At 40.5% G+C, this 18,455-nt stretch carries 21 protein-coding genes; 4 read left to right on the forward strand and 17 right to left on the reverse strand.

Features of this window, described 5'->3' with window-relative positions; genetic code table 11:
• Nucleotides 1–34: 34 nt before the first annotated feature.
• The 9 genes from dndE to PY364_RS05735 all read right to left on the reverse strand — a co-directional run bounded on the left by dndE (nucleotide 35) and on the right by PY364_RS05735 (nucleotide 8,016).
• Nucleotides 35–421: a DNA sulfur modification protein DndE gene (gene dndE / locus PY364_RS05695; RefSeq protein ID WP_007353678.1), complete on the reverse strand. Its 387-nt coding sequence runs from the start codon at nucleotides 419–421 to the stop codon at nucleotides 35–37.
• A 4-nt stretch (nucleotides 422–425) separates the two neighbouring features.
• Nucleotides 426–1,067 carry a restriction endonuclease subunit R gene (locus PY364_RS05700; protein ID WP_275521263.1) on the reverse strand — a complete coding sequence of 214 codons (642 nt, stop codon included), beginning with the start codon at nucleotides 1,065–1,067 and terminating at the stop codon, nucleotides 426–428.
• A 5-nt stretch (nucleotides 1,068–1,072) separates the two neighbouring features.
• Nucleotides 1,073–3,064 carry a DNA sulfur modification protein DndD gene (gene dndD, locus PY364_RS05705; RefSeq protein WP_275521265.1) on the reverse strand — a complete coding sequence of 664 codons (1,992 nt, stop codon included), beginning with the start codon at nucleotides 3,062–3,064 and terminating at the stop codon, nucleotides 1,073–1,075.
• A 151-nt stretch (nucleotides 3,065–3,215) separates the two neighbouring features.
• Nucleotides 3,216–4,904 carry a DNA phosphorothioation system sulfurtransferase DndC gene (gene dndC, locus PY364_RS05710; protein WP_275521267.1) on the reverse strand — a complete coding sequence of 563 codons (1,689 nt, stop codon included), beginning with the start codon at nucleotides 4,902–4,904 and terminating at the stop codon, nucleotides 3,216–3,218.
• A gap of 18 nt (nucleotides 4,905–4,922) precedes the next feature.
• Nucleotides 4,923–5,900 carry an HNH endonuclease gene (locus tag PY364_RS05715; protein ID WP_275521269.1) on the reverse strand — a complete coding sequence of 326 codons (978 nt, stop codon included), beginning with the start codon at nucleotides 5,898–5,900 and terminating at the stop codon, nucleotides 4,923–4,925.
• Between the two features lie 72 nt (nucleotides 5,901–5,972).
• Complete coding sequence (locus PY364_RS05720) at nucleotides 5,973–6,278, reverse strand: hypothetical protein (RefSeq protein WP_275521271.1); 306 nt, start codon at nucleotides 6,276–6,278, stop codon at nucleotides 5,973–5,975.
• A 43-nt stretch (nucleotides 6,279–6,321) separates the two neighbouring features.
• Nucleotides 6,322–7,356, reverse strand: a complete 1,035-nt coding sequence (gene dndB, locus PY364_RS05725) for a DNA sulfur modification protein DndB (RefSeq protein WP_275521273.1) — start codon at nucleotides 7,354–7,356, stop codon at nucleotides 6,322–6,324.
• Between the two features lie 122 nt (nucleotides 7,357–7,478).
• The gene (locus PY364_RS05730) at nucleotides 7,479–7,877 is read right to left on the reverse strand and encodes a DUF2887 domain-containing protein (RefSeq protein WP_275521274.1); all 399 of its coding nucleotides are present in this window, start codon (nucleotides 7,875–7,877) and stop codon (nucleotides 7,479–7,481) included.
• On the reverse strand, nucleotides 7,837–8,016 hold the full coding sequence (locus PY364_RS05735; RefSeq protein ID WP_275521275.1) for a DUF2887 domain-containing protein: 180 nt from the start codon (nucleotides 8,014–8,016) through the stop codon (nucleotides 7,837–7,839). The genes PY364_RS05730 and PY364_RS05735 overlap by 41 nt, the downstream gene beginning before the upstream one ends.
• 193 nt (nucleotides 8,017–8,209) lie before the next feature.
• Here PY364_RS05735 and PY364_RS05740 point away from each other — a divergent pair, with 193 nt between their 5' ends.
• Nucleotides 8,210–9,805 carry a DGQHR domain-containing protein gene (locus PY364_RS05740; RefSeq protein WP_275521276.1) on the forward strand — a complete coding sequence of 532 codons (1,596 nt, stop codon included), beginning with the start codon at nucleotides 8,210–8,212 and terminating at the stop codon, nucleotides 9,803–9,805.
• Nucleotides 9,806–9,910: 105 nt separating this feature from the next.
• Here the strand turns inward: PY364_RS05740 and PY364_RS05745 are convergent, their stop codons facing one another.
• The 7 genes from PY364_RS05745 to rsmA all read right to left on the reverse strand — a co-directional run bounded on the left by PY364_RS05745 (nucleotide 9,911) and on the right by rsmA (nucleotide 16,673).
• Nucleotides 9,911–10,378, reverse strand: a complete 468-nt coding sequence (locus PY364_RS05745; protein ID WP_275521277.1) for a DNA phosphorothioation-associated protein 4 — start codon at nucleotides 10,376–10,378, stop codon at nucleotides 9,911–9,913.
• Nucleotides 10,379–10,491: 113 nt separating this feature from the next.
• Nucleotides 10,492–12,558, reverse strand: coding sequence for an AAA family ATPase (locus PY364_RS05750; RefSeq protein ID WP_275521278.1), 2,067 nt, complete (start codon nucleotides 12,556–12,558; stop codon nucleotides 10,492–10,494).
• On the reverse strand, nucleotides 12,555–12,800 hold the full coding sequence (locus tag PY364_RS05755; protein WP_275521279.1) for a hypothetical protein: 246 nt from the start codon (nucleotides 12,798–12,800) through the stop codon (nucleotides 12,555–12,557). Before PY364_RS05755 ends, PY364_RS05750 begins: the two co-directional genes overlap by 4 nt.
• An 83-nt stretch (nucleotides 12,801–12,883) precedes the next feature.
• Complete coding sequence (locus PY364_RS05760; protein ID WP_275521280.1) at nucleotides 12,884–14,275, reverse strand: DNA phosphorothioation system restriction enzyme; 1,392 nt, start codon at nucleotides 14,273–14,275, stop codon at nucleotides 12,884–12,886.
• Between the two features lie 154 nt (nucleotides 14,276–14,429).
• The gene (locus tag PY364_RS05765) at nucleotides 14,430–14,762 is read right to left on the reverse strand and encodes a DUF3082 domain-containing protein (protein ID WP_275521281.1); all 333 of its coding nucleotides are present in this window, start codon (nucleotides 14,760–14,762) and stop codon (nucleotides 14,430–14,432) included.
• Nucleotides 14,763–14,765: 3 nt separating this feature from the next.
• Nucleotides 14,766–15,713 carry a 4-(cytidine 5'-diphospho)-2-C-methyl-D-erythritol kinase gene (ispE, locus tag PY364_RS05770; RefSeq protein ID WP_275521282.1) on the reverse strand — a complete coding sequence of 316 codons (948 nt, stop codon included), beginning with the start codon at nucleotides 15,711–15,713 and terminating at the stop codon, nucleotides 14,766–14,768.
• Between the two features lie 114 nt (nucleotides 15,714–15,827).
• Complete coding sequence (rsmA, locus tag PY364_RS05775; RefSeq protein ID WP_275521283.1) at nucleotides 15,828–16,673, reverse strand: 16S rRNA (adenine(1518)-N(6)/adenine(1519)-N(6))-dimethyltransferase RsmA; 846 nt, start codon at nucleotides 16,671–16,673, stop codon at nucleotides 15,828–15,830.
• A gap of 143 nt (nucleotides 16,674–16,816) precedes the next feature.
• Between rsmA and PY364_RS05780 the strand changes: the two genes are divergently transcribed.
• The 3 genes from PY364_RS05780 (at nucleotide 16,817) to PY364_RS05790 (ending at nucleotide 18,345) form a co-directional block, all read left to right on the forward strand.
• Complete coding sequence (locus tag PY364_RS05780) at nucleotides 16,817–17,386, forward strand: Uma2 family endonuclease (RefSeq protein WP_343277555.1); 570 nt, start codon at nucleotides 16,817–16,819, stop codon at nucleotides 17,384–17,386.
• A 10-nt stretch (nucleotides 17,387–17,396) separates the two neighbouring features.
• Nucleotides 17,397–17,969 carry a Uma2 family endonuclease gene (locus PY364_RS05785; RefSeq protein ID WP_275521285.1) on the forward strand — a complete coding sequence of 191 codons (573 nt, stop codon included), beginning with the start codon at nucleotides 17,397–17,399 and terminating at the stop codon, nucleotides 17,967–17,969.
• A gap of 190 nt (nucleotides 17,970–18,159) precedes the next feature.
• Entirely contained in the window at nucleotides 18,160–18,345 is a 186-nt protein-coding gene (locus tag PY364_RS05790) for an AIM24 family protein (protein ID WP_343277554.1), read from the forward strand.
• On the opposite strand, the gene PY364_RS05795 is transcribed toward PY364_RS05790, so the two are convergent.
• On the reverse strand, nucleotides 18,342–18,455 hold a 114-nt coding region (locus PY364_RS05795; protein ID WP_275521286.1), incomplete at its 5' end, for a transposase. The genes PY364_RS05790 and PY364_RS05795 overlap by 4 nt on opposite strands.

Raw genomic sequence — 18,455 nt, forward strand, 5'->3', positions numbered from 1 at the left:
ACCGCCCAGAGGGCGGCGTTACGGTTGCTTTGGGTTACTTTTGGGTGGCGATCGCGATTAAGTCTTCGATTTTTTTGATATTGGGATCGCCCGCTAAATAGCCAATTCCGCGATGAAGGTGGAGGCGAAATTGTTTAGCCAGAGTTTCTTTATCCGTGCCTAATTTATCATTATAACACCTTTGTTTTAAAGCAATTATTAAAATATCAGCCATTTCACCGCCGAATACATCCCAAGTTAATTCGACATTACTATCAGCAGGAATCGGAACGGGAGAAGGCATAGAAGGTTCAGCAAGAGAACGGCAAAATCCCCAACGGCAAAGAATATTCCATTGGTCAATTTTGGTAAATCTCCGCAGTTTTAAAAGTTGGTCTTTGCCAGATTGGGAAAGGCGGATTCTTTCGATTGGTGGTTCCATAAATTTAACTCTCTGCTAACGATATTACTAATTGACTCAGACGTTTCATAATTTTGAGAACAGCGTACAAATCATTACCACGATTGCGAATACCAAAGATATTAGATGTGCCGTATAGGGGTACTTCTGCCTTCACCAATTTAACAAATATGAAGCTACCTCCTGCATTAATCAGACCATAACTAGGTTGATTTGGGTGAGGATTACCAAGCATATAAGCCAGGATTTGTGCAAGACCGGCCTCAATGGAAAATGAGTCTTTTTTTGATTCAATAACCATCACCCAGAATTGGTCTTTTAATACCAAAGTATCCATATTTCCTCTGATGATAGTTCCCTTATCTTCACTAATAATTTCCACAGACTTTTCCGCCTTAACGTAAAACGGGGCTAGGTAAAAATCACCGATAAAAAGCATCGGGTCAAGTACAGCCATACGGATGACATTTTCTAGCAAAGGCGGATAATTTAGCAGATTAATATAACCTGCTTTTACCTTATCAAGAAGTTGACGATCTAAATCAGTGATTTCTGGAAGGTTATCTTGCCACTCGCGGAAAAATTGCTCATCTTCAACTAATTGAATGCCAAATTTATCAATGAGGTCGCGGAGGTTAACAGCTTGCGCTTGTAGAGTTTGTACCATAATTTTTACCAAAAATAACTATTTTCTTCAATAATGGTTTGCTGTTTAACAGAATCATATTTTAGCAGATAAGTGTGGGCGATGGCATCCAATTTCTTCAGTTTTTCATATTCTGTTTGGGCAATTTCTGTGTCAGTGGATAAAAGAATAACTTGATGACTCGCAGAGGGGAAATATTTCTCAATTAAATTGTTACGGTGAGAAGAATCGAGACGACCAAGGGGAGTATCAATAGCAATCGGTAAATGGCGGCCGGATACTCTTGCGAGTCCCCAGAGAAAGGCAATAGCTAAAAGTTGTTTTTCCCCGGCAGAAAGACGGTGTTTGGGAACTAACTTACCTTGGGGGTCGTAGATAGATAAGGCAAAGGTTTGGGTATCAATAGCTACTCGATGTACTAAGTCAGATTTATGAAGAAGATAACGAAAACATTCAGTGATTTCTACTTCTAATTTATTCAGTTTTTTGAGGGTTAGCTTCTCCTTAAACAGTTTCAGCGTGTTTTGTGCCTTGGCAATAGCAGCGAGAGTATGTTGGTTATTTCTGTGTTTGAGATAGTCTTGGCTATACTCTTCTAATTCCTTATGGGTTTTGGCAATTTCTCTGTCAATTTCAGAGACTTTGCGGTTAGCAAGTTCCCAGGATGCTTGGGCGTTTGCAACTTGTTTTTGACACTCTCTGACTGCTGTTTCTAACTTTTCGTAAGCTTCCGGTGAAGCGGCTTTATCTAATTGGCGTTCGACTACATCTATCTCGCTTTCAGCTTCCTTAAGTTCTTTAATTTTTTCAATGGCAATAGCTTGATTAGCTTTGATTTCGTAGGCTAAAATAATTTCAAGTTGGGCGATAGCTTCGACCGTCGCATCTAACCAAGGTTCGCCACTTTCAGCTAATTGTGTAAAGTCGGCATCTTCTTGTTCTATGAAGGTTTGGATATCTTGCAGTTGTTCGGGTTTTAATGATAGTTGAGTGAGGTATTTAAGGAGGCGTTCGCTTCTTTGTTCTACGGCGGTTTTAGCAATTTTTGCCTGGAATTGGTTGGCCTCGGTTTCACCTTGAATTTTGGCTTGTTCAAGAAGGGGAGAAATTAAGCCTAAAGGTAAGAAACCTGCGGATAATTGTACCATTCCTTGACGCTGGGTTTCTGCTTGTTTTTTCCAATCATTTAATTGTTGGTCGAGATAACTGCGTTCGCCGGCGATTTTTCCACCTTCGGAAATAAAGCGGTTGGTGGCTTCTTGTAAGTATTTCTCTGCTTGTTCTAATTTGCCTTGATTGCTGCTAGTCTCCTCTGTTGCTTCTCCTTTTTCCTTGAGTAGTTTCTCAAAGGTTGCTTCAATTTTATCGAGAGTATCTTTGTCTTTTGCGCCGGCGATTTCCTTGCGTTTGCGGCCAGCGAAAATGTCTAAGTCAACGGATAGGCGTTCAGCGAGTTCTAAACCTAAAAGACTTTTAATTGCGCCAACGACAAAATCGGGCGGGGTTTCCATTTCTGCGAGTTCTTTAACTTGTTCGCCGTCGAAGAGGAAGAGATTAGAAATACCGAGGGGAAGTAGGGTTTCAATGTATTCATCCCAGGTTGAGGCGATGGCTTTGTCGGGCCACCATTCATCGTGTCCGTCATAAACTAAAATACCTAATGTATCTTTGGTGTCTTGTTTTTCCCAATAGCGGACGATTTTGTATTGAGTTAAACGGTCATCTAAGACGTGCTCAAAGGCTAATTCGATGCGGGTTTTTTCGAGGGGGGGAGTGTGGCGGTTAACGCATTGAGAAAGGAAGTCGTTGTAACTTAAATTGCCGCGTGTGGAACATTGGGCTCGATTACCATAAAGGCAGAGACGAATGGCATCCATGAGGGTAGTTTTGCCGCCGCCATTCATGCCACCAAAGAGGATAATGGGGCGGGTTTCTTCGTCTATTTGAGGGCGAAGATTGATGATTTGTTTGCCTTGGTAGGGGCCGAAGTTTTCTAGGCTGAGTTCGAGGAAAATCATTGTGGAAATGTGGTTAATTTATCAGGAATTACGCAAATGGCAGATTAAAAAAGGTATGTAGTTGCGCTTCAGCGCTCTTAGGCTATAAAAGAGCGCTGAAGCGCAACTACATACCTAAGAACTAACTCTTATTTTGTGAAACTGCGATAATTCATTCCTCAATGGGGTTATCTTCGATAAGATTTAGCAGGGGATATTTGATATCTGCCCAAGATGATTGTTTATTTTTATCACCTTTCTTTCCCTGATTTTCTTTGATGTTTTTAGGGTTAGTTTCTGGTAATTTATCGGGGTCTTCGATGGTGGCTATGGCCTCTCGAATTTGGTAGATTTCATGGGGGTCATCTTTAACTGTTTCGAGGGCAGTTTTTACTTGACGTTGGTAGTGGGCGTTATCAATGGCTTCTTCTTTGATTCGGGAACTGGTATCAAAACATTTGTCGATATCAATAAAGATACCGGTTCGGCGGGGTTTGGTGTAGTATTGGCGTTCGGTGTTGAGGAGTTTAGACATTAATTCTAAGTGCATTGTGTCGTTTTCGCAGATGGTTTGCAGTACGTCCCATTCATCATTTCCTAGTAGTTTTCTTTCGTCAAATGGGCGGGTATCTTCAAAGGGTTCGCCGGTGACTTCTTGGTAGATTTTGGGGAGGCTGTCGTCAAATTCGTGTTTTTCTTCTAGCCATATTCGGCGAATTTCGCTGAGTTCTTCTGGGGTAATGAGGGTGATTTCTCCCATTTCTGGGGGCGCGGTTTTACGAGTGAGAGTTTGTGCTTCTAAGACTCGTCTTAACCAATGTTCTCGCCAGTATTTTGTATAGGGGCCAGGGATATTTTGAACCGAGGTTTCACCTTCACCAATGTTGCGTTCAAATAGTTCGACTCTCCCATAGATGCGGCGAAAGTCTCGCTTATCGCGGTCATCTTCAATATCTAATTCGTTGCGGATATCAAGGAGAGGCTGCATCCATTCTTTTTCTTCATCATTCAGAATCATTGCCTCCATTGATTTATCTTTACTAACAATCGTACAAACCCAACAGCCAAAACGGGAATCGCCACAGCTAGGAGTAGAAGTATCAATAACTAGAGGGCATTCATTATCTGCCGTTGCGCCTCTATACATGGTAAATAAATCTTTGTTATTATTACCCCAAGGATTCTCCCACTGCATTAAATATAGCCAAACTTCATCAGTTCGCCAATCTTCGATAGGTAGGTAAATGTAAGAATTAGGGCGACTAGGGTTAGCATTTAGGCGATCGCTAACTCGCCACTCTCTATGTCTAGCCATATTTGCAGCCCGTTTAACACTTTCAGCTTTACGAGTTCCTAAAACCAGGATTACTTCGCCACTTGTCCTAATTATTTCACGAATAAATGAACCTGTAGGCTGAATTTTTAAGCGTTCAGTACACCATCTAAATCGGTTTCTTGGTGATGGATAGCCTTTACCTATTAAACAAGCCCAAAAAGTCTCCTGAACTGCTGGATGAGTCAGATGAGTTTTAATAGGCATTTGCTGTTCTATAGCAGCTTTTTTCATGTGTTCTAGGGATTTACGAACCCAAGCAGAAACTATAGGATTTTCTACCAGCGTATCGTTAGTAACAACATGAATTGTTTTCGTTCGTTTTTCTGGTTCTAAAGCTGCGATCGCATACCATACAAGCTGTAGCACGCTTGTACTATCTTTGCCCCCAGACCAGCCAATTACAAATGGGATTTCATCTTGACAATATAAATCTTGAATTTCTTTAGTCAGAATTTTAATATCTTCTAACAAATCTTGGACTGTACGTTGTGGAAAAATTGATAGTTGTTCTACTTGTTGAGTCATCTTGAAACCTCACACTAATTAAGCTTTAAATACATTTTTGCGATGCCACTGTATCGCTTCAAGTCTAGGGAAATATTGTTCAGTAGTCGGCAATAAGATAAATTCTCCCTGAAACTCTTTCATTGATCGATTGTAGGGTGAGTCCTCCTCTAAATCACTAGCGACAATGATTTTATACTGATTGTCGATAGTAAACCAGCCTTTATCAAAAGCCCAATGATGATTTTTACATAGTGAAAGCCCGTTGTTAACTTGGCTATCATAAAATTCTGAGAATGGTTTTATGTGTGCCCCATCTACAATACTTTGTTTAAGCGTTCTAGTAACCTTCAATCGACAAAATGCACATCTATAATCATAGAGATGCACAATACTTTTACGAAAAAAAGCCTCTCTAACAAAAGATTTTCTTAAATAAATCTTAGGTTGTTGTGTTGCATTAGGTGATTCTAAATTTTCTAATTCGTCTAAACTAGAATTTTGTAAAGACTGATTAATATTTAAGATGTCATCTAGCTGTTTTTGGCTTGATGAAAACCAAGCTGTAATTAAGGTGTCAATCAATTCTTTTCTTGCGTCTGCATCTTTCAAAAGATAAAATAATTCCTCATCTATTTTTGCATGATCAACAGCTTGTTTTAAAGTGTTGATTGTTTGAGGGCGACCACCATCATATTGTTCACTAAACTTGAGATACCAAAACTTAGGCTTCCTATTTTTTAAGTGGAAAAATGGCAAAGCAAAATCACTGCTTTCAAACGGGTCTGAGGTCAGGAGATCCCAATATTTTTTGAAGGTGTTAATTAATTCATCTGAAATAGGGATCAAATTATCTTGAATTAAACCTTGTGCGATTAAATCAATAACAGATAGTAGCAATACTGGCTGGTTTAAAGCTTCTCCCCCTTGCTTTTGATTTTTATATACTTTGATTTGAGAAAAGCAGTCAGAATAATATGCGAGATTTTTGTTGTCTGAGTTTTGCCCTGAAACCATTAATTTTTACCTAAAAAACTTACAATTAACGCATTTAAAAAGTCGGAAAATCAACCTAATATGGATGACATTTTAATCCTTCATCCATTTTTCTAGCTGAGTCCAAACCCTCCCATTATAAGACATATAAGCAACTTGTTCATTAGTAATTGCATCAAACACTTTACCACCTAACCAGTTACCTCCGCCTAGTTCATATTCCCTGATATATTCCTGACATACTTCTGAGGCTTCAATCAGTGTAAAAACTTGCTTTTTCTTGATTGGGATTCCCAGATTTTCTGGCTGTAAAATATCAGGGTTTCCACAAGCAGAAAGAACAACAATTAAAGGATTGCTTTTACCATCTTTATAATTGGCTTGCCGTTTTTGACTCATAACTTTCTCGCTTAAAATTTAGATCCTCAATAATTATCTCAAATCACAAACCCAACCTCCCTTGTAAATAACCCTTCATCCAACCCAAACTAACCTTAGACTTAGAAACCCCACCCTTACAAAGAATGTGCCCTTGCCAATCAGGATTAGAAATCGACCAATTAACCTCCTGTAAACCCGCCAAACATTCCCGCCAATTCTCAGCATTAACCGCCAACAAACTCGCCCCAATTTCCCCCAAACTTGAAAGCGCAATCCCGTGACAATGAACATAATCGTGACGCACTTTCGCCGCCGTCAACCGCCCCCGCAAAACTAACTCCCACTCAGCCATCAAATCACAAATAACACTCCAAAAATCCGCCGCCAATTCCACCTGCTTTTCCATTCCCCAGTCCGCATAATTAACCAATAAACTCAGAGTAGCATGAGAAATGCTACTAAGCGTAAAAAGTTTATCAGACTTTGCCGATAACGTCCCCTTTTCCATCTCAGTTAAACACCGAAAAACCTCAACTCGCTGCACAACTGCCTTCACCAAATTCGCCTTAACCTCCCGGTGCTCATAAAGAATATTTAAAGAGGCATCAATTGGCACTTGAAAACGATTCAAATCGGCAAACATTTGCTGGGCTCTTTCTAACCCTAAATCTAAGTATAAAATCAAAGCCACCGTCTCATACCCCAACTCAGGATTTGCTTTCAATGCCATTTGATAGGCCGCCCGCCGATGTTGCCCATCATTAATCGTTAATATCGCATCCATTGGCACGCGCAAACGCCCAATCTTGCGACTTTCTGCCTCATTTCCTAGGGGTTCAAAGGTAATTTTAGCATCAATGGAAGCCGCAATCGCACCTAAAGTATAATTGGTGGGATTTTTGAGAATATAATTGCTAATTTCCGGCACTCGCGAACGGTTTAGGCTGCGCTTTGACCGCATTTCTACAGGCATTTCCTCACCCTCGAAAGGGAATAATTTAGGTAATAAACGCAAGGGACACATAGAAACGTAATATTCACGTCCCCCTTGAATGCCTCGGATGACTGGCAAACTGTATTCAAAGGATGAAATCATGGGAAAAATTAGGGATAAAAAACAAATAATTAAACCGAAATTGTAGTAAAAATGAAGCATTCCGGCAGATAATTTATTGATGAAACCAGAGATTTATTGCCGGAATGCTTTGCCCAGAAACTTTAATTATTGCCGTTGGCAGATTCTTGAGCTTTTTGTTGAACTCGCTCAACTTCCAACTTCAATATTTCGGCAATTTCTGTTACAGTAAATCCTCGCGCTAAAAGATTAGGAACTACTTCTAGCTTGCCTTCTTCGCGGCCTTCTTCCCGTTCCTCAGCTAATATTTCTCGAACAGCCCTAACCTGTCTTAAATCATCTATGCCAAACATTTGCACTAATTCCTCCCGGCTTTTCGTGTTAAACTTGTAGAACAAAACTGTTTCGATTAAATCGAGAATATCTATGCGGATTTGTTCATCCTTTACCTCCTCTTGAGTTCTGGCTATTAACTGCTTAGCCTGAACAACAGCTACACTTTCACTGCGGAGAATTATCCTCAAGGGGAAGAAATAAACCATCAATCCGAAATGCCGTTTGTTTCCACTCAAAAGAATCAAAACGATAGGCATTCGCCTCACTCGCAGGACGGCCAATTAACTCAAAGAAACTACTCGGAAATTCTTTGAACAGGCGATAAAAAATACTGTCTGTTTTCATGGCCAAAATTGTTAGTAAAACAGAAATCTGCCCTGCCAATCCCTCAAGCGCTTGACAAATTTACATATATATGGTAAACAATACCTTCTGTAATCCTAGTATTGCACAAAACTTTTTTAAAAACAAGCCTTTACAAAAAATTTCATATATGTTATTTTTCTAAAATCCCATAACCTACCCAAAATCCCCAACCATGACCAACGCCAACGATTTGACCGCTGACCTCGCTAACCAAATACTCGAACAGGAGAAGCGGGAACGAGACGCAATCGCTTTCCTACTTGACAAATACCTCGGCCGCGACGACCGCCTCCTCGTCCAAAAAACCCAAATGGGGAGCACGGAGGCCTACGTGGGCTCCGTCACCCTGGAATGGTTAGACAGCAAAGTTCGCTTCGCCGCCCAATTACCCCTATTTCGGCAAAAATTCGACCCCCAAACTAACAACGTCATCCGCGATGAAGAAACCATCGACGAAATCCAACAAAGGCCCCTAGATTGGTCGCGCCAAGGGTCTTTGGCACAGTATCTTGCAGCTAGAAAAACCCACAAATTCCCCGCCGTTTTAGTTGTTCAAAGTCTCCCTTGGGTAGACGATCCCAAGGCCCCAGAATGGGATGAAAACGGCCGCGCCATTAAGTCTTCTGCCGACTTTTTAGCTATTGACAAAAACGCCACAGTTGGCTTTTTAAATATTAAAGATGTTTCCGTTTTTGCCCTGGATGGTCAACACCGATTGATGGGAGTTCAAGGATTAATGACCTTAATTAAAACTGGTCGCCTTCAACCTTTTAATAAATATAAAAAACCTGTTGGTGGGGCAATTACCGTTGATGATTTAATTGAAGAATATCAAATCGATCTCACTTATTTACAAACCTTAGCCCAAGAAAAAATCGGTATTGAATTTATCCCCGCCGTTGTCAAAGGAGAAACCCATCAAGAGGCGAGATGGAGAGTTAGATCCATCTTTGTTCATGTTAATTTAATGGCAGTAAAATTAAGCCAAGGACAACTTGCCCTCCTGAATGAAGATGATGGATTTTCCATTGTTGCCCGTAAAATTGCCGTCACTCATCCCTTATTAAAAGAAGCCGAAGACCGCAACCCCCGCGTCAATTGGGATAGTGCTACTGTGGCGGCTAAATCGACAGTTTTAACCACATTGCAAGCATTACAAGATATGTCGGAACGCTATCTGCGGTATAAATTTCCCCGCTGGAAACCGTCCGATAAAGGATTAATTGCCATGCGACCAGATGATGAGGAATTAGAGGCCGGAATTAAGGAGTTTAATCTATTTTTTGATGGCTTAGCTAGTTTACCGAGTTATTGTGAATTAGAGAACGGGGTCGGAACCTTAGAAATGCGGCGTTTTAGTTTTGAAAAACCGGGGGGAGACGGGAACATTTTATTCCGTCCGGTTGGTCAAATTGCCGTATCTCAAGCTATCGGAAATTTAGTATTTAGAAAGAACTTTTCTCTGAAAGAAATCTTCCATAAACTACGGAGATATGACACCGATGGTGGGTTTAGTCAGATGGATTCGACCGAGTCATTGTGGTATGGAATTTTGTACGATCCAAATAAGAAACGGGTGTTAGTTTCGGGTAAAGATTTGTCGGCAAAGTTGATTATTTATCTGTTAGGAGGAGTGACGGATGATATGGAAAAAGCCGAATTGCGGCAGGCTGTAGCAGCGGCCAGAACGGTGGAAGATCGGGCGGTTAATTTTAATGGTAGATTTGTGAAACCGAGGGAGGTGGGTTTGCCCGCTATTTTGACTTGAACGATTGAAATTAAACTGGCTGTGCTTGATACTGTGAAACGACATATAGGGAAGAAAAAGTTTATGCAGAAATAGGATCTAAATCCTATTTCTGCCAGTATTGATCTATAAAAATCTCCTTAAATCAAAACTTTGGTCTGTCGATTCTTCCTTAAATCTTTCACCAATAAGCATCAATAAAAGCCGATCTAAATAGTCTCCAGCCCCCCGCAATTCCTCTCGCAATATTTCCAAGCCTCCATTTGCATATTCTTCAAAAATAGTGAGCCGCTGTTCTTCTAATGCTTCATCATTATAGGAGAGAATTTTTGAGTCTTTAGTTTCTACAACTGCAATTAACTTAATCGCACTATCGTAACCCCTAGATACAAAAATTTCTAATGCAATGGGCCCTGGTTCTTTTTTAGAAATTTCCTTAAGAGGTAAGCGCTTCTTGCGTTTTGACCCCAAAGCAGCAGCAAATACTATCACATCTGCGTAGGTCTGGAAAGGGCCAGTTTTCCCATCTATTACTGTTAAAGCTTTGACTAAATCCGCTTTATCTTTAGCAACATTAATGCGATTCATTGTCACCTTTTAAATCAATCATTTACTGCAAATTTAACTAAAAATTTTACCTTTTAAGAGAGAGGATTAAAAATATATCCCCACTCGCCATCGGTTAAAACTCTAACATAGATGCCAAACTAAAAGTCATAATCCACCTCTACAATCTCTGTATATTCAAACTCATTTGGACTTTGCTTAACTAAAGGATAACGTACACCTGCCAACTCAATCGAATCCTCTTCACACTCAGGCTTAGGAGAATTGTAAACTAAAACATATTCCCTACCTGTGCGATTACTCATTTCTTCCGCAACTTCTACCCGCCACTGAGTCTTTGTCACCAAAACTACCAATTGATTCGCCAATCTTGGCAGCGTCTTCGCAACTTTTCGCCGATATATCTCATCCAAATTGCCAAAAGGAGAATCCATTACTATCGGGAAAGTGCTGCTATCTGGCCCCATCAAAGTATTTTTTTCACTCCACTCGCGCACCCCCTCAATGATACCACCAATAAAGGACAAACTCAGAATTTGATTTTCACCAGTAGAAGCCGCCACACTAACTTCCTCACCCCCAGTATTCTCTACTAAATTGATCTCATACTTTTCATTCAACTTGGGGATATACGGAGTGAAAGAAATTTGGCTAAATAACTCCTGCACCCGTTTTTCTAACTGCAAACGAAACTGTTTCTCTAAACGCGCTCTCACCTCAATTAACCTATCAATAGCATCTTGAGTGGCAGCAATCCGTTTCTGAGCCAAAACCTGCCTAGACTCATTCATTTGCTGCTTATCAATCTGCTTGCCTAAGCCTTCAATTTCGCGATTTAGATGATCGATTTGTTGCTGATTTGAACCAGTCTCGCGATTCAATTCGTTAACTTTAGATTCAATTTCATCAAGACGTTTCTGCAACTTACTGATATCTTCATCTGGATAATTTCGCAATTTTTTATTGATATCATCCAACCGCGTCTCAATGCGAGAAAGCTCTGCCCGATTATAATTAATATTTTCTTGCTGTCTATCAATTTCATCCCAAAAATTAGGTACTTGCTTCTCAAGTTCCTCCACCTGAATACTTGTGCGAATTGCTGTTTCTTCAACATCAGCAATTCCTGCTTTATCCATCCAACCATTCACCTCAGAATGAGCGTGAGTGCCATCAATTAACTCTGCACCGCAGATACATCTCTGCCTTTCTAATAACTCCTCCACAAATTGCCGCTTAATCCCCATTGGCAATTCCCCCTTCCCTCGCAAACCATCAACAATTTGCCGAAATTCTACCGCCGCATCGGCAATAAAAACAGTATATCCTCGCGTTGTAATTGCTCGTTTCAAGGCTTCTTTAGCCTGTTTTAACTGTTCTTTAATAGATGCTGCGCTAACTTCAAGTTCCACCCGCAATTGCTGCAACTCCCCAGCACCACTAAGTTCCAACAAGCGACTGCTAATTGCTTTTTTTAGCTCCCCTTGGTGTTCTAACTCCTGAGTAATTTCAACTTGGTGAATTGAAAGTTTTTCCACCTCTTTTTCTAATTTTTGCTTGTCCTTTAATGACTTCTTCGTTTGCGTATCACCAATCACTTTTAAATCTGTTTCCAGAGACTTCTTAGCTTCTCCCAAATGTCGAATCGAGCGGTTTAAAACTTCTACACCTAGTAATTCCTTAGTCGCCTCAGCAATTTCAGCTTTCTTATTAGTGCGGACAATTTGCTCAATTCTTTCACCATCAAAGAAAAAATATTGGTGCAAACTTTCTGGTAAAATTCGCCCAATAATATCATCTGGTTGTTCTGATGGAAACATCCAACGACCATCATCTTGCGCTATTTGCATCAGGAATTGAGTTTTGGGATTCTCCACATTCGTATCATTTTTATAAACACGGGATACCCGTTTTGCTTGATAGCTTTTTCCACCATGCTCAAATACAATCTCCACCGAACATTCGACAACTTTATTCGGCTCAGATTCATTAATTGCCCGTTTGTTAACTAATTGATCTGTAGCAGCGAAAGCGGCGCTAAATTTTTCATATAACACCCAAGTAAACGCATTCATTAGCGTTGTTTTACCCGCTCCATTATTGCCATGAATCATGGTAGTATTCCGAATTCCAGAGGCAAATGAAATCTGTGGAGTTTTGCCATAAAATTGACGAAAATTATGGAGTTGCATTGAGATCAGTTTCATTGAATCACCTCCTTAATGATTTTTAAAATGTCTTCATTAATATTACGCGGCGGTTTCATATAAAGCTTATTTTTCTCAGCTTGTAATACTCGCTCGATGATTTGGCGCACTTCTTCAGGTGCGCTAGTAATTGGCTCTTGTACGTCCCCCAAATCGACATTAATCTTGTAAGAGGAATGCTTTTCAGCTAAAACGTTGGTTGATATTGTGCTGATAAAACTGTCTTCGTATCTGAAAGCCATAGTCATATTTTCCTGAATGTGTCAAAATTTACAAACTAAAAAAGGCTAATGCTCTATAATAAGAATAGCAGGTTTATATGATTTTAAATATCTAATAATCCATATCTTGTTTGAAGTTCTAACAATTTACTTCTAGCTTGTCCTGAGTTGTCGGCTAAGTCAGCAAACTCTAAAAATCTCTTCAACTCCTTTCGCAACAGGTTACGCTCAACCTCTAAGGTTTCTCTTCCCAAATCTGGAGGTAATACTATCATGTCAAATAAAGTAGCACGTTCCTTACCGGGGTGCGGTCGTAAAATTCGCCCCCGGCGCTGAATAAATTGGCGGGGATTACTACTACTTGCTAAAATAACCGCATTACGAATTGCGGGAATGTCAACACCTTCATCTAAACAGCGAATTGCTACTAAACCCTGTAATTCTCCACTTTCAAATTGCTGACGCAATACCTCTCTTTCCGCTAAAGGCGTATCAGCAGTATATGTATTAATTCGATAGCCAAGTTCAGAGCCTAGAACCCTAGTAACCTCTGATAGTTGGCGGTCGCTATTTTTACTAGAGCTTCCTTCTACGGAACCATCACCGCAGTAAAATAATGTATGATTTGTCTGTTTTCGTGTTGCCATTAATTGCCGTAATGCTGTTAATTTATTGGCGGCTGCTCCAATTAAACGCGCTCGCTGCATCAGTAAGGGTTTAACATCTATATTATCAATGTCTTCGCCACCAGTTAGCAAAGCCCAGCCAATTTTTTTGGTTAATTTTTTGTAAGCCAGAGCTTCATATTCTGTCAATTCAACTAATAGGGGATAGTAAAGATAGTGAACTAACGCCCCCTGGTGAATTGCATCTCCTAATGTTAATTCTGGCTGTAATACTGGGCCAAAATAATCAAAAATTGCCTCACTTCCCTGTTCGTCAAAGTGTCTTTGTGGAGTAGCAGAAAGAGCGAGGCGCAGTCCAATATTTCGCGGCAAACTTTGTTCTAAACGAGGTGTACCAAGGTTATGAGCTTCGTCTCCAATAATCAAAGTTTTGTCAGGAAAATAACGCAGTTGTGACTGTAAACTTTCCCCCATTAAAGTAGCATTAGTAGCAATCGCGGCGAGAAAAGGTTGGGAACCAGAATGCACGTTATACAAACCCGCAGCCAGTTGACTTTGCCAAGTGCGGGCACTTTCAAAAGTTAAAATTGGTTGGATGCCAAATTTCTCGCATTCCCGCGCCCATTGTGCTACTAAATGACAATAGGGACAAATCACAATCAGGGCTTGTAAACCAATTTTTTGATATAGTTCAGATGCGATCGCTAGTGCTGTAATTGTCTTACCACTTCCTGTCGCCATTTTCAGCGTACCGCGCCCATTATTGGCAAACCAATTGGCGATAGCTTGCTGTTGATATTGCCGCAGTTGGAGATAGGGTGGTATCCGGGGAAACCCAAGTTGCGGCTGATTTCTGAGGATTTGATTCACGGTTGAAGGAGTCAGATGCAAGATTCCCTAAAATTTGACTGTATCAAATAATTTTAGCTCAATTTCACGAAAGTATTACACTTTTGTATAATTCTTTAGTAGAAATTGTAACCTATTGGAAACTCAAGTTCTCAATGAAATTTAATTAAACACTTTAATCCTTTTTCAATCGTTTCATCAACCGCTGAATCAAAAGTTGTATAGCCAATCCCATCAAACCAATAGCTGCCAAAGTAAAAATACCTGTTCCCAATGCAGCCATTCCTACTACCAAAGTTCTCACAGCAGAGGCAATTTTAATCACTGTGATATTATCAGAATGAGTGGGCTTGCTAGCAAATGTCTGTGCAATTGATGCTGTCAACAAATAGAGACCTGATGCGAATGCACTCGCAATCAGAGAACCAGTAATGCAACGCAAAATACTTGTCTCTTCTTCAGATTTTGGAGGTGGAGAATTTGGAGTTGAATTAGTTAAATTAGTCATGTTTCAATCAGATGCAATGCGAATGCCAGTATTACTAAATTTTGCCACCCAGAGGTCTAAATCAGGAGATGCGATCGCGCTTTTTACCTGCTCTTTAACCTGCTCTGCCTCTGCCAGAGACTCCGTTAAAGCAAACACGGTTGGCCCTGAACCAGACATCATGGTTCCCACAACGCCTAGGGACTGAAAGACCTCTCGTAGTTGCAATACTTGGGGATATACAGGTAAGGCTACTTTCTCTAAATCATTGTGCAATAATTGCCCAATTTTTGCCGCATCTTTGTGCGCGATCGCGGCCACCATCTGCCCAGAATGAACTCGTTGCCGACGACATTCGACATCATCTGGTGCACAATAAAAACTGCTAAATTGTTGCCTATAAGTTTGATAAGCCCACGCCGTAGAAATCGACAAATTGCGATATTTTGCCAGCACAACATAGAGATTATCTAAATCCGGCAATGGTGAAAGTTGTTCGCCTCTACCTGTTGCTAAAGCAGTACCACCAGCAATGCAAAAAGGAATATCTGAACCCAATTGAGCACCCAATTCTTGCAATTCTGACTGCGTAAGTCCGAGTTGCCACATCAAATCCATCCCCACTAAAACAGCGGCCGCATCCGCCGAACCGCCAGCTAAACCTGCTGCTACAGGAATGTGTTTGTGAATCACAATTTCCACGCCGCCGTAGCGAGCAAAAGCAGTAGGAAATTGCCTAGCTAGCAAATCGGCAGCGCGGTAGGCAAGGTTATTTTTGTCAGCGGGGACTTGGGAATCGTCGCAGCGGACGCGGATGGTTTCTGTACCGATGGGCCGCAAGTCGATGCGATCGGCTAAATCTATACTTTGGAGTACCATTGCCAGTTCGTGATAGCCGCCGCTAGGGGAATCACCGATGATTTCTAAGTATAGATTGATTTTGGCTGGAGCAATCAAAGAATATGAGCGCATAAGTATGGGTGATTTGGGACTTAATTCCCTCGTTCTGAGTTAATTTACATCAGTCTGTGACCATAATCAATCCCTCTTCATTGCTTAACATAAAACTATGCAGAACTTCACAGGCTAATCGCCTGTGGATGATTCACTTTCCAATTCTACATTTAAGTTGTTACTTAAAGCTACCCATTCAGCTACACTTAAATCTTCAGCTCGGCATTGAGGATTTATTTGTAATCTTTCTAGTAATTGAGCAAGCAAATCTAGTTCAATTGTACCTTTTAAGTTATTGCGTAACATCTTACGCTTGCTGCCAAAGCCGAGTTTAATTAAACCCTCTAAATACACTGGGTTAATAGCTTGCGGTTCCACCATCCGGGGACGCAGCCGCACCACAGCAGAATCCACTTTTGGCGGCGGATAAAATGCTTTAGCTGGTACGTCGCAAATTAACTCGCATTCTGCTAAATATTGCACTCGCACTGACAGCGCACCGAAGGCTCTGGAACCAGGTTTAGCATACAGCCTTTCTGCTACTTCTTTTTGTACGAGAAGTACAATTAAATCAAAAGGTTTAGCTGCTGGAGCTGAGATTCTACCTAGTAGTTTTTCTATAATTGGCCCAGTTATATTATAGGGAATATTGGCGACAACTTTGTTGGGTTTTTGGAATCTAGGGAATGCGGCTAATTGCTCGTCCAAATCCATTGAAAGGATATCCCCTTGTATAAGTAAGAAATTGTCAACTTTACCCAATTGCTTTGCTAATTTTTCGCATAAGTCCCGATCTATTTCTACAGCGACAACTGACTGCGCCGTAGATAATAAGCTCCGAGTTAAAATTCCTGTCCCAGGGCCAATTTCTAGTACGCGATCCTGGGATAAATCCGCAGCTTTAACAATCTGATTTAAAGCTTTTTCGCTCTTGAGCCAATGTTGAGCAAATCGTTTTCGGGGTTGAGGTTCCCGCATCCTGAATTACCTAGCGTATTATAGAACTGCGATAGTTATGAATTATATACCATCCCTTTACCATCCGCACACAAATTTTATTGCCATTGAATTCAATCTAGAATAATGCTAAACTATTTCCTAGTTGCTCAAGGTAAACAATGCTGCAAACCACCAGCCAACTAACACTACAAGAATTTTTTGCTCTCCCCCCCGTTGAGGGCGATATTACCTACGAACTTATTGATGGTCAGGCCGTACCAAAGATGTCACCTAAATTTTCTCACTCCAAGCTCACCCGCACACTGCTCTATCTAATTGATTTGTGGTGTGATGGACGCGGCCAAGTTTTACCAGAATGGGCTATTCAATTAACAAAAAAAGGTCGAGACTGGGTACCGATTCCTGACCTTTTATATATTTCTTATGAACGCTTACCCGCAGATTGGAATCAAGATGAAGCCTGTCCAGTTCCACCAGAGCTGGTGATAGAAATTATTTCACCTGGACAAACTTTTGGACAAATGGCGGCTAAAGCAAGAGATTATCTAGATGCTAAGGTATTGCGGGTGTGGGTGGTAGATACCAAAGCTAGAAGCATTACTGTTTTTTATCCAGATGCACCACCCCAGACTTATATGGGAGATATCCCGCTAACAGATTCACTGTTTCAAGGATTGGAATTTACCGCAGAGAAGATATTTCAAAAGGCAAAAATACCACTAAATAATTAGGTAAAAAATAGTGCAAATCGCAAGCCAATTAACACTGGAAGAGTTTTTCGCTCTCCCCCCCGTTGAGAGTGATATTACCTACGAACTTATTGATGGTCAGGCTGTCCCCAAAATGTCACCTAAAAAATTTCATTCTAAGCTCACTCGTACATTCCTCAATCTGATCGAAAATTGGTCTGATGGACGGGGAGAAGTATGTCCAGAATTAGCTGTCACTTTAAGTAAAAAAGGGCGAGATTGGGCACCAATACCAGACCTTTTATATATTTCTAATGACAGCTTACCAGATGACTGGGATCAAGATGGAGCTTGTTCTGTTCCACCAGAACTCGTGATAGAAATTATTTCACCTGGACAAACTTTTGGACAAATGGCGGCTAAAGCAAGAGATTATTTAGATGCCAAGGTATTGCGGGTGTGGGTGGTAGATACCAAAGCTAGAAGCATTACTGTTTTTTATCCAGATGCACCACCACAGACTTATATGGGAGATATGCTGCTAACAGATTCACTTTTTGAAGGATTGGAATTTACCTCTGAGCAGATATTTGAAAAAGCAAAAATACCACTAGATAATAACTAAAAAACTTTGTTTTAATAACAGGCAAGATGCCTGTTATTAAAACAAATGTATTTGTGGAACAGGCATCTTGATTTTTACCGAGAATACAAAGTTAGCAAAGTTTGTATATTTTTGTTAAAAAACATCCTTAACTGGAAAAATTTTGCCAATATTATAGATGAGTTTACTAGCCTCTACAGGAGATTAACCTGTGAAATATGAAATTCGTTATAAACCATCCTTTGCAGCTATTTTCATCACCCTAAACCCAGGAGAAAGTATCACCGCCGAGGCGGGGGCGATGACTAGCATGGATGGCAAACTATCTATGAAAACTGAATTTTCAGGAGGTTTATTCTCCGGCTTACTCAAAAAGTTTTGGTTCTTCCGTACTTAGTATGCTAATTCTTTAGGAAAATGCCAAAAAAGCAAAGCTCGTATTTCAAAGTTTTTAAAATTTCTAAACCCGAATCCACTGCGTTTTAACAGCTTTAACTTATTATTAAT

This window comes from Kamptonema sp. UHCC 0994 (genome assembly GCF_029167235.1).
GTDB lineage: Bacteria > Cyanobacteriota > Cyanobacteriia > Cyanobacteriales > Microcoleaceae > Kamptonema.

What these genes read in the sequence shown, in the direction of transcription:
- dndE (WP_007353678.1), bottom strand. Translation starts at nt 421, where the DNA reads ATGGAACCACCAATCGAAAGAATCCGCCTTTCCCAATCTGGCAAAGAC.
- PY364_RS05700 (WP_275521263.1), bottom strand. Translation starts at nt 1,067, where the DNA reads ATGGTACAAACTCTACAAGCGCAAGCTGTTAACCTCCGCGACCTCATT.
- dndD (WP_275521265.1), bottom strand. Translation starts at nt 3,064, where the DNA reads ATGATTTTCCTCGAACTCAGCCTAGAAAACTTCGGCCCCTACCAAGGC.
- dndC (WP_275521267.1), bottom strand. Translation starts at nt 4,904, where the DNA reads ATGACTCAACAAGTAGAACAACTATCAATTTTTCCACAACGTACAGTC.
- PY364_RS05715 (WP_275521269.1), bottom strand. Translation starts at nt 5,900, where the DNA reads ATGGTTTCAGGGCAAAACTCAGACAACAAAAATCTCGCATATTATTCT.
- PY364_RS05720 (WP_275521271.1), bottom strand. Translation starts at nt 6,278, where the DNA reads ATGAGTCAAAAACGGCAAGCCAATTATAAAGATGGTAAAAGCAATCCT.
- dndB (WP_275521273.1), bottom strand. Translation starts at nt 7,356, where the DNA reads ATGATTTCATCCTTTGAATACAGTTTGCCAGTCATCCGAGGCATTCAA.
- PY364_RS05730 (WP_275521274.1), bottom strand. Translation starts at nt 7,877, where the DNA reads ATGGTTTATTTCTTCCCCTTGAGGATAATTCTCCGCAGTGAAAGTGTA.
- PY364_RS05735 (WP_275521275.1), bottom strand. Translation starts at nt 8,016, where the DNA reads ATGAAAACAGACAGTATTTTTTATCGCCTGTTCAAAGAATTTCCGAGT.
- PY364_RS05740 (WP_275521276.1), top strand. Translation starts at nt 8,210, where the DNA reads ATGACCAACGCCAACGATTTGACCGCTGACCTCGCTAACCAAATACTC.
- PY364_RS05750 (WP_275521278.1), bottom strand. Translation starts at nt 12,558, where the DNA reads ATGAAACTGATCTCAATGCAACTCCATAATTTTCGTCAATTTTATGGC.
- PY364_RS05755 (WP_275521279.1), bottom strand. Translation starts at nt 12,800, where the DNA reads ATGGCTTTCAGATACGAAGACAGTTTTATCAGCACAATATCAACCAAC.
- PY364_RS05765 (WP_275521281.1), bottom strand. Translation starts at nt 14,762, where the DNA reads ATGACTAATTTAACTAATTCAACTCCAAATTCTCCACCTCCAAAATCT.
- ispE (WP_275521282.1), bottom strand. Translation starts at nt 15,713, where the DNA reads ATGCGCTCATATTCTTTGATTGCTCCAGCCAAAATCAATCTATACTTA.
- rsmA (WP_275521283.1), bottom strand. Translation starts at nt 16,673, where the DNA reads ATGCGGGAACCTCAACCCCGAAAACGATTTGCTCAACATTGGCTCAAG.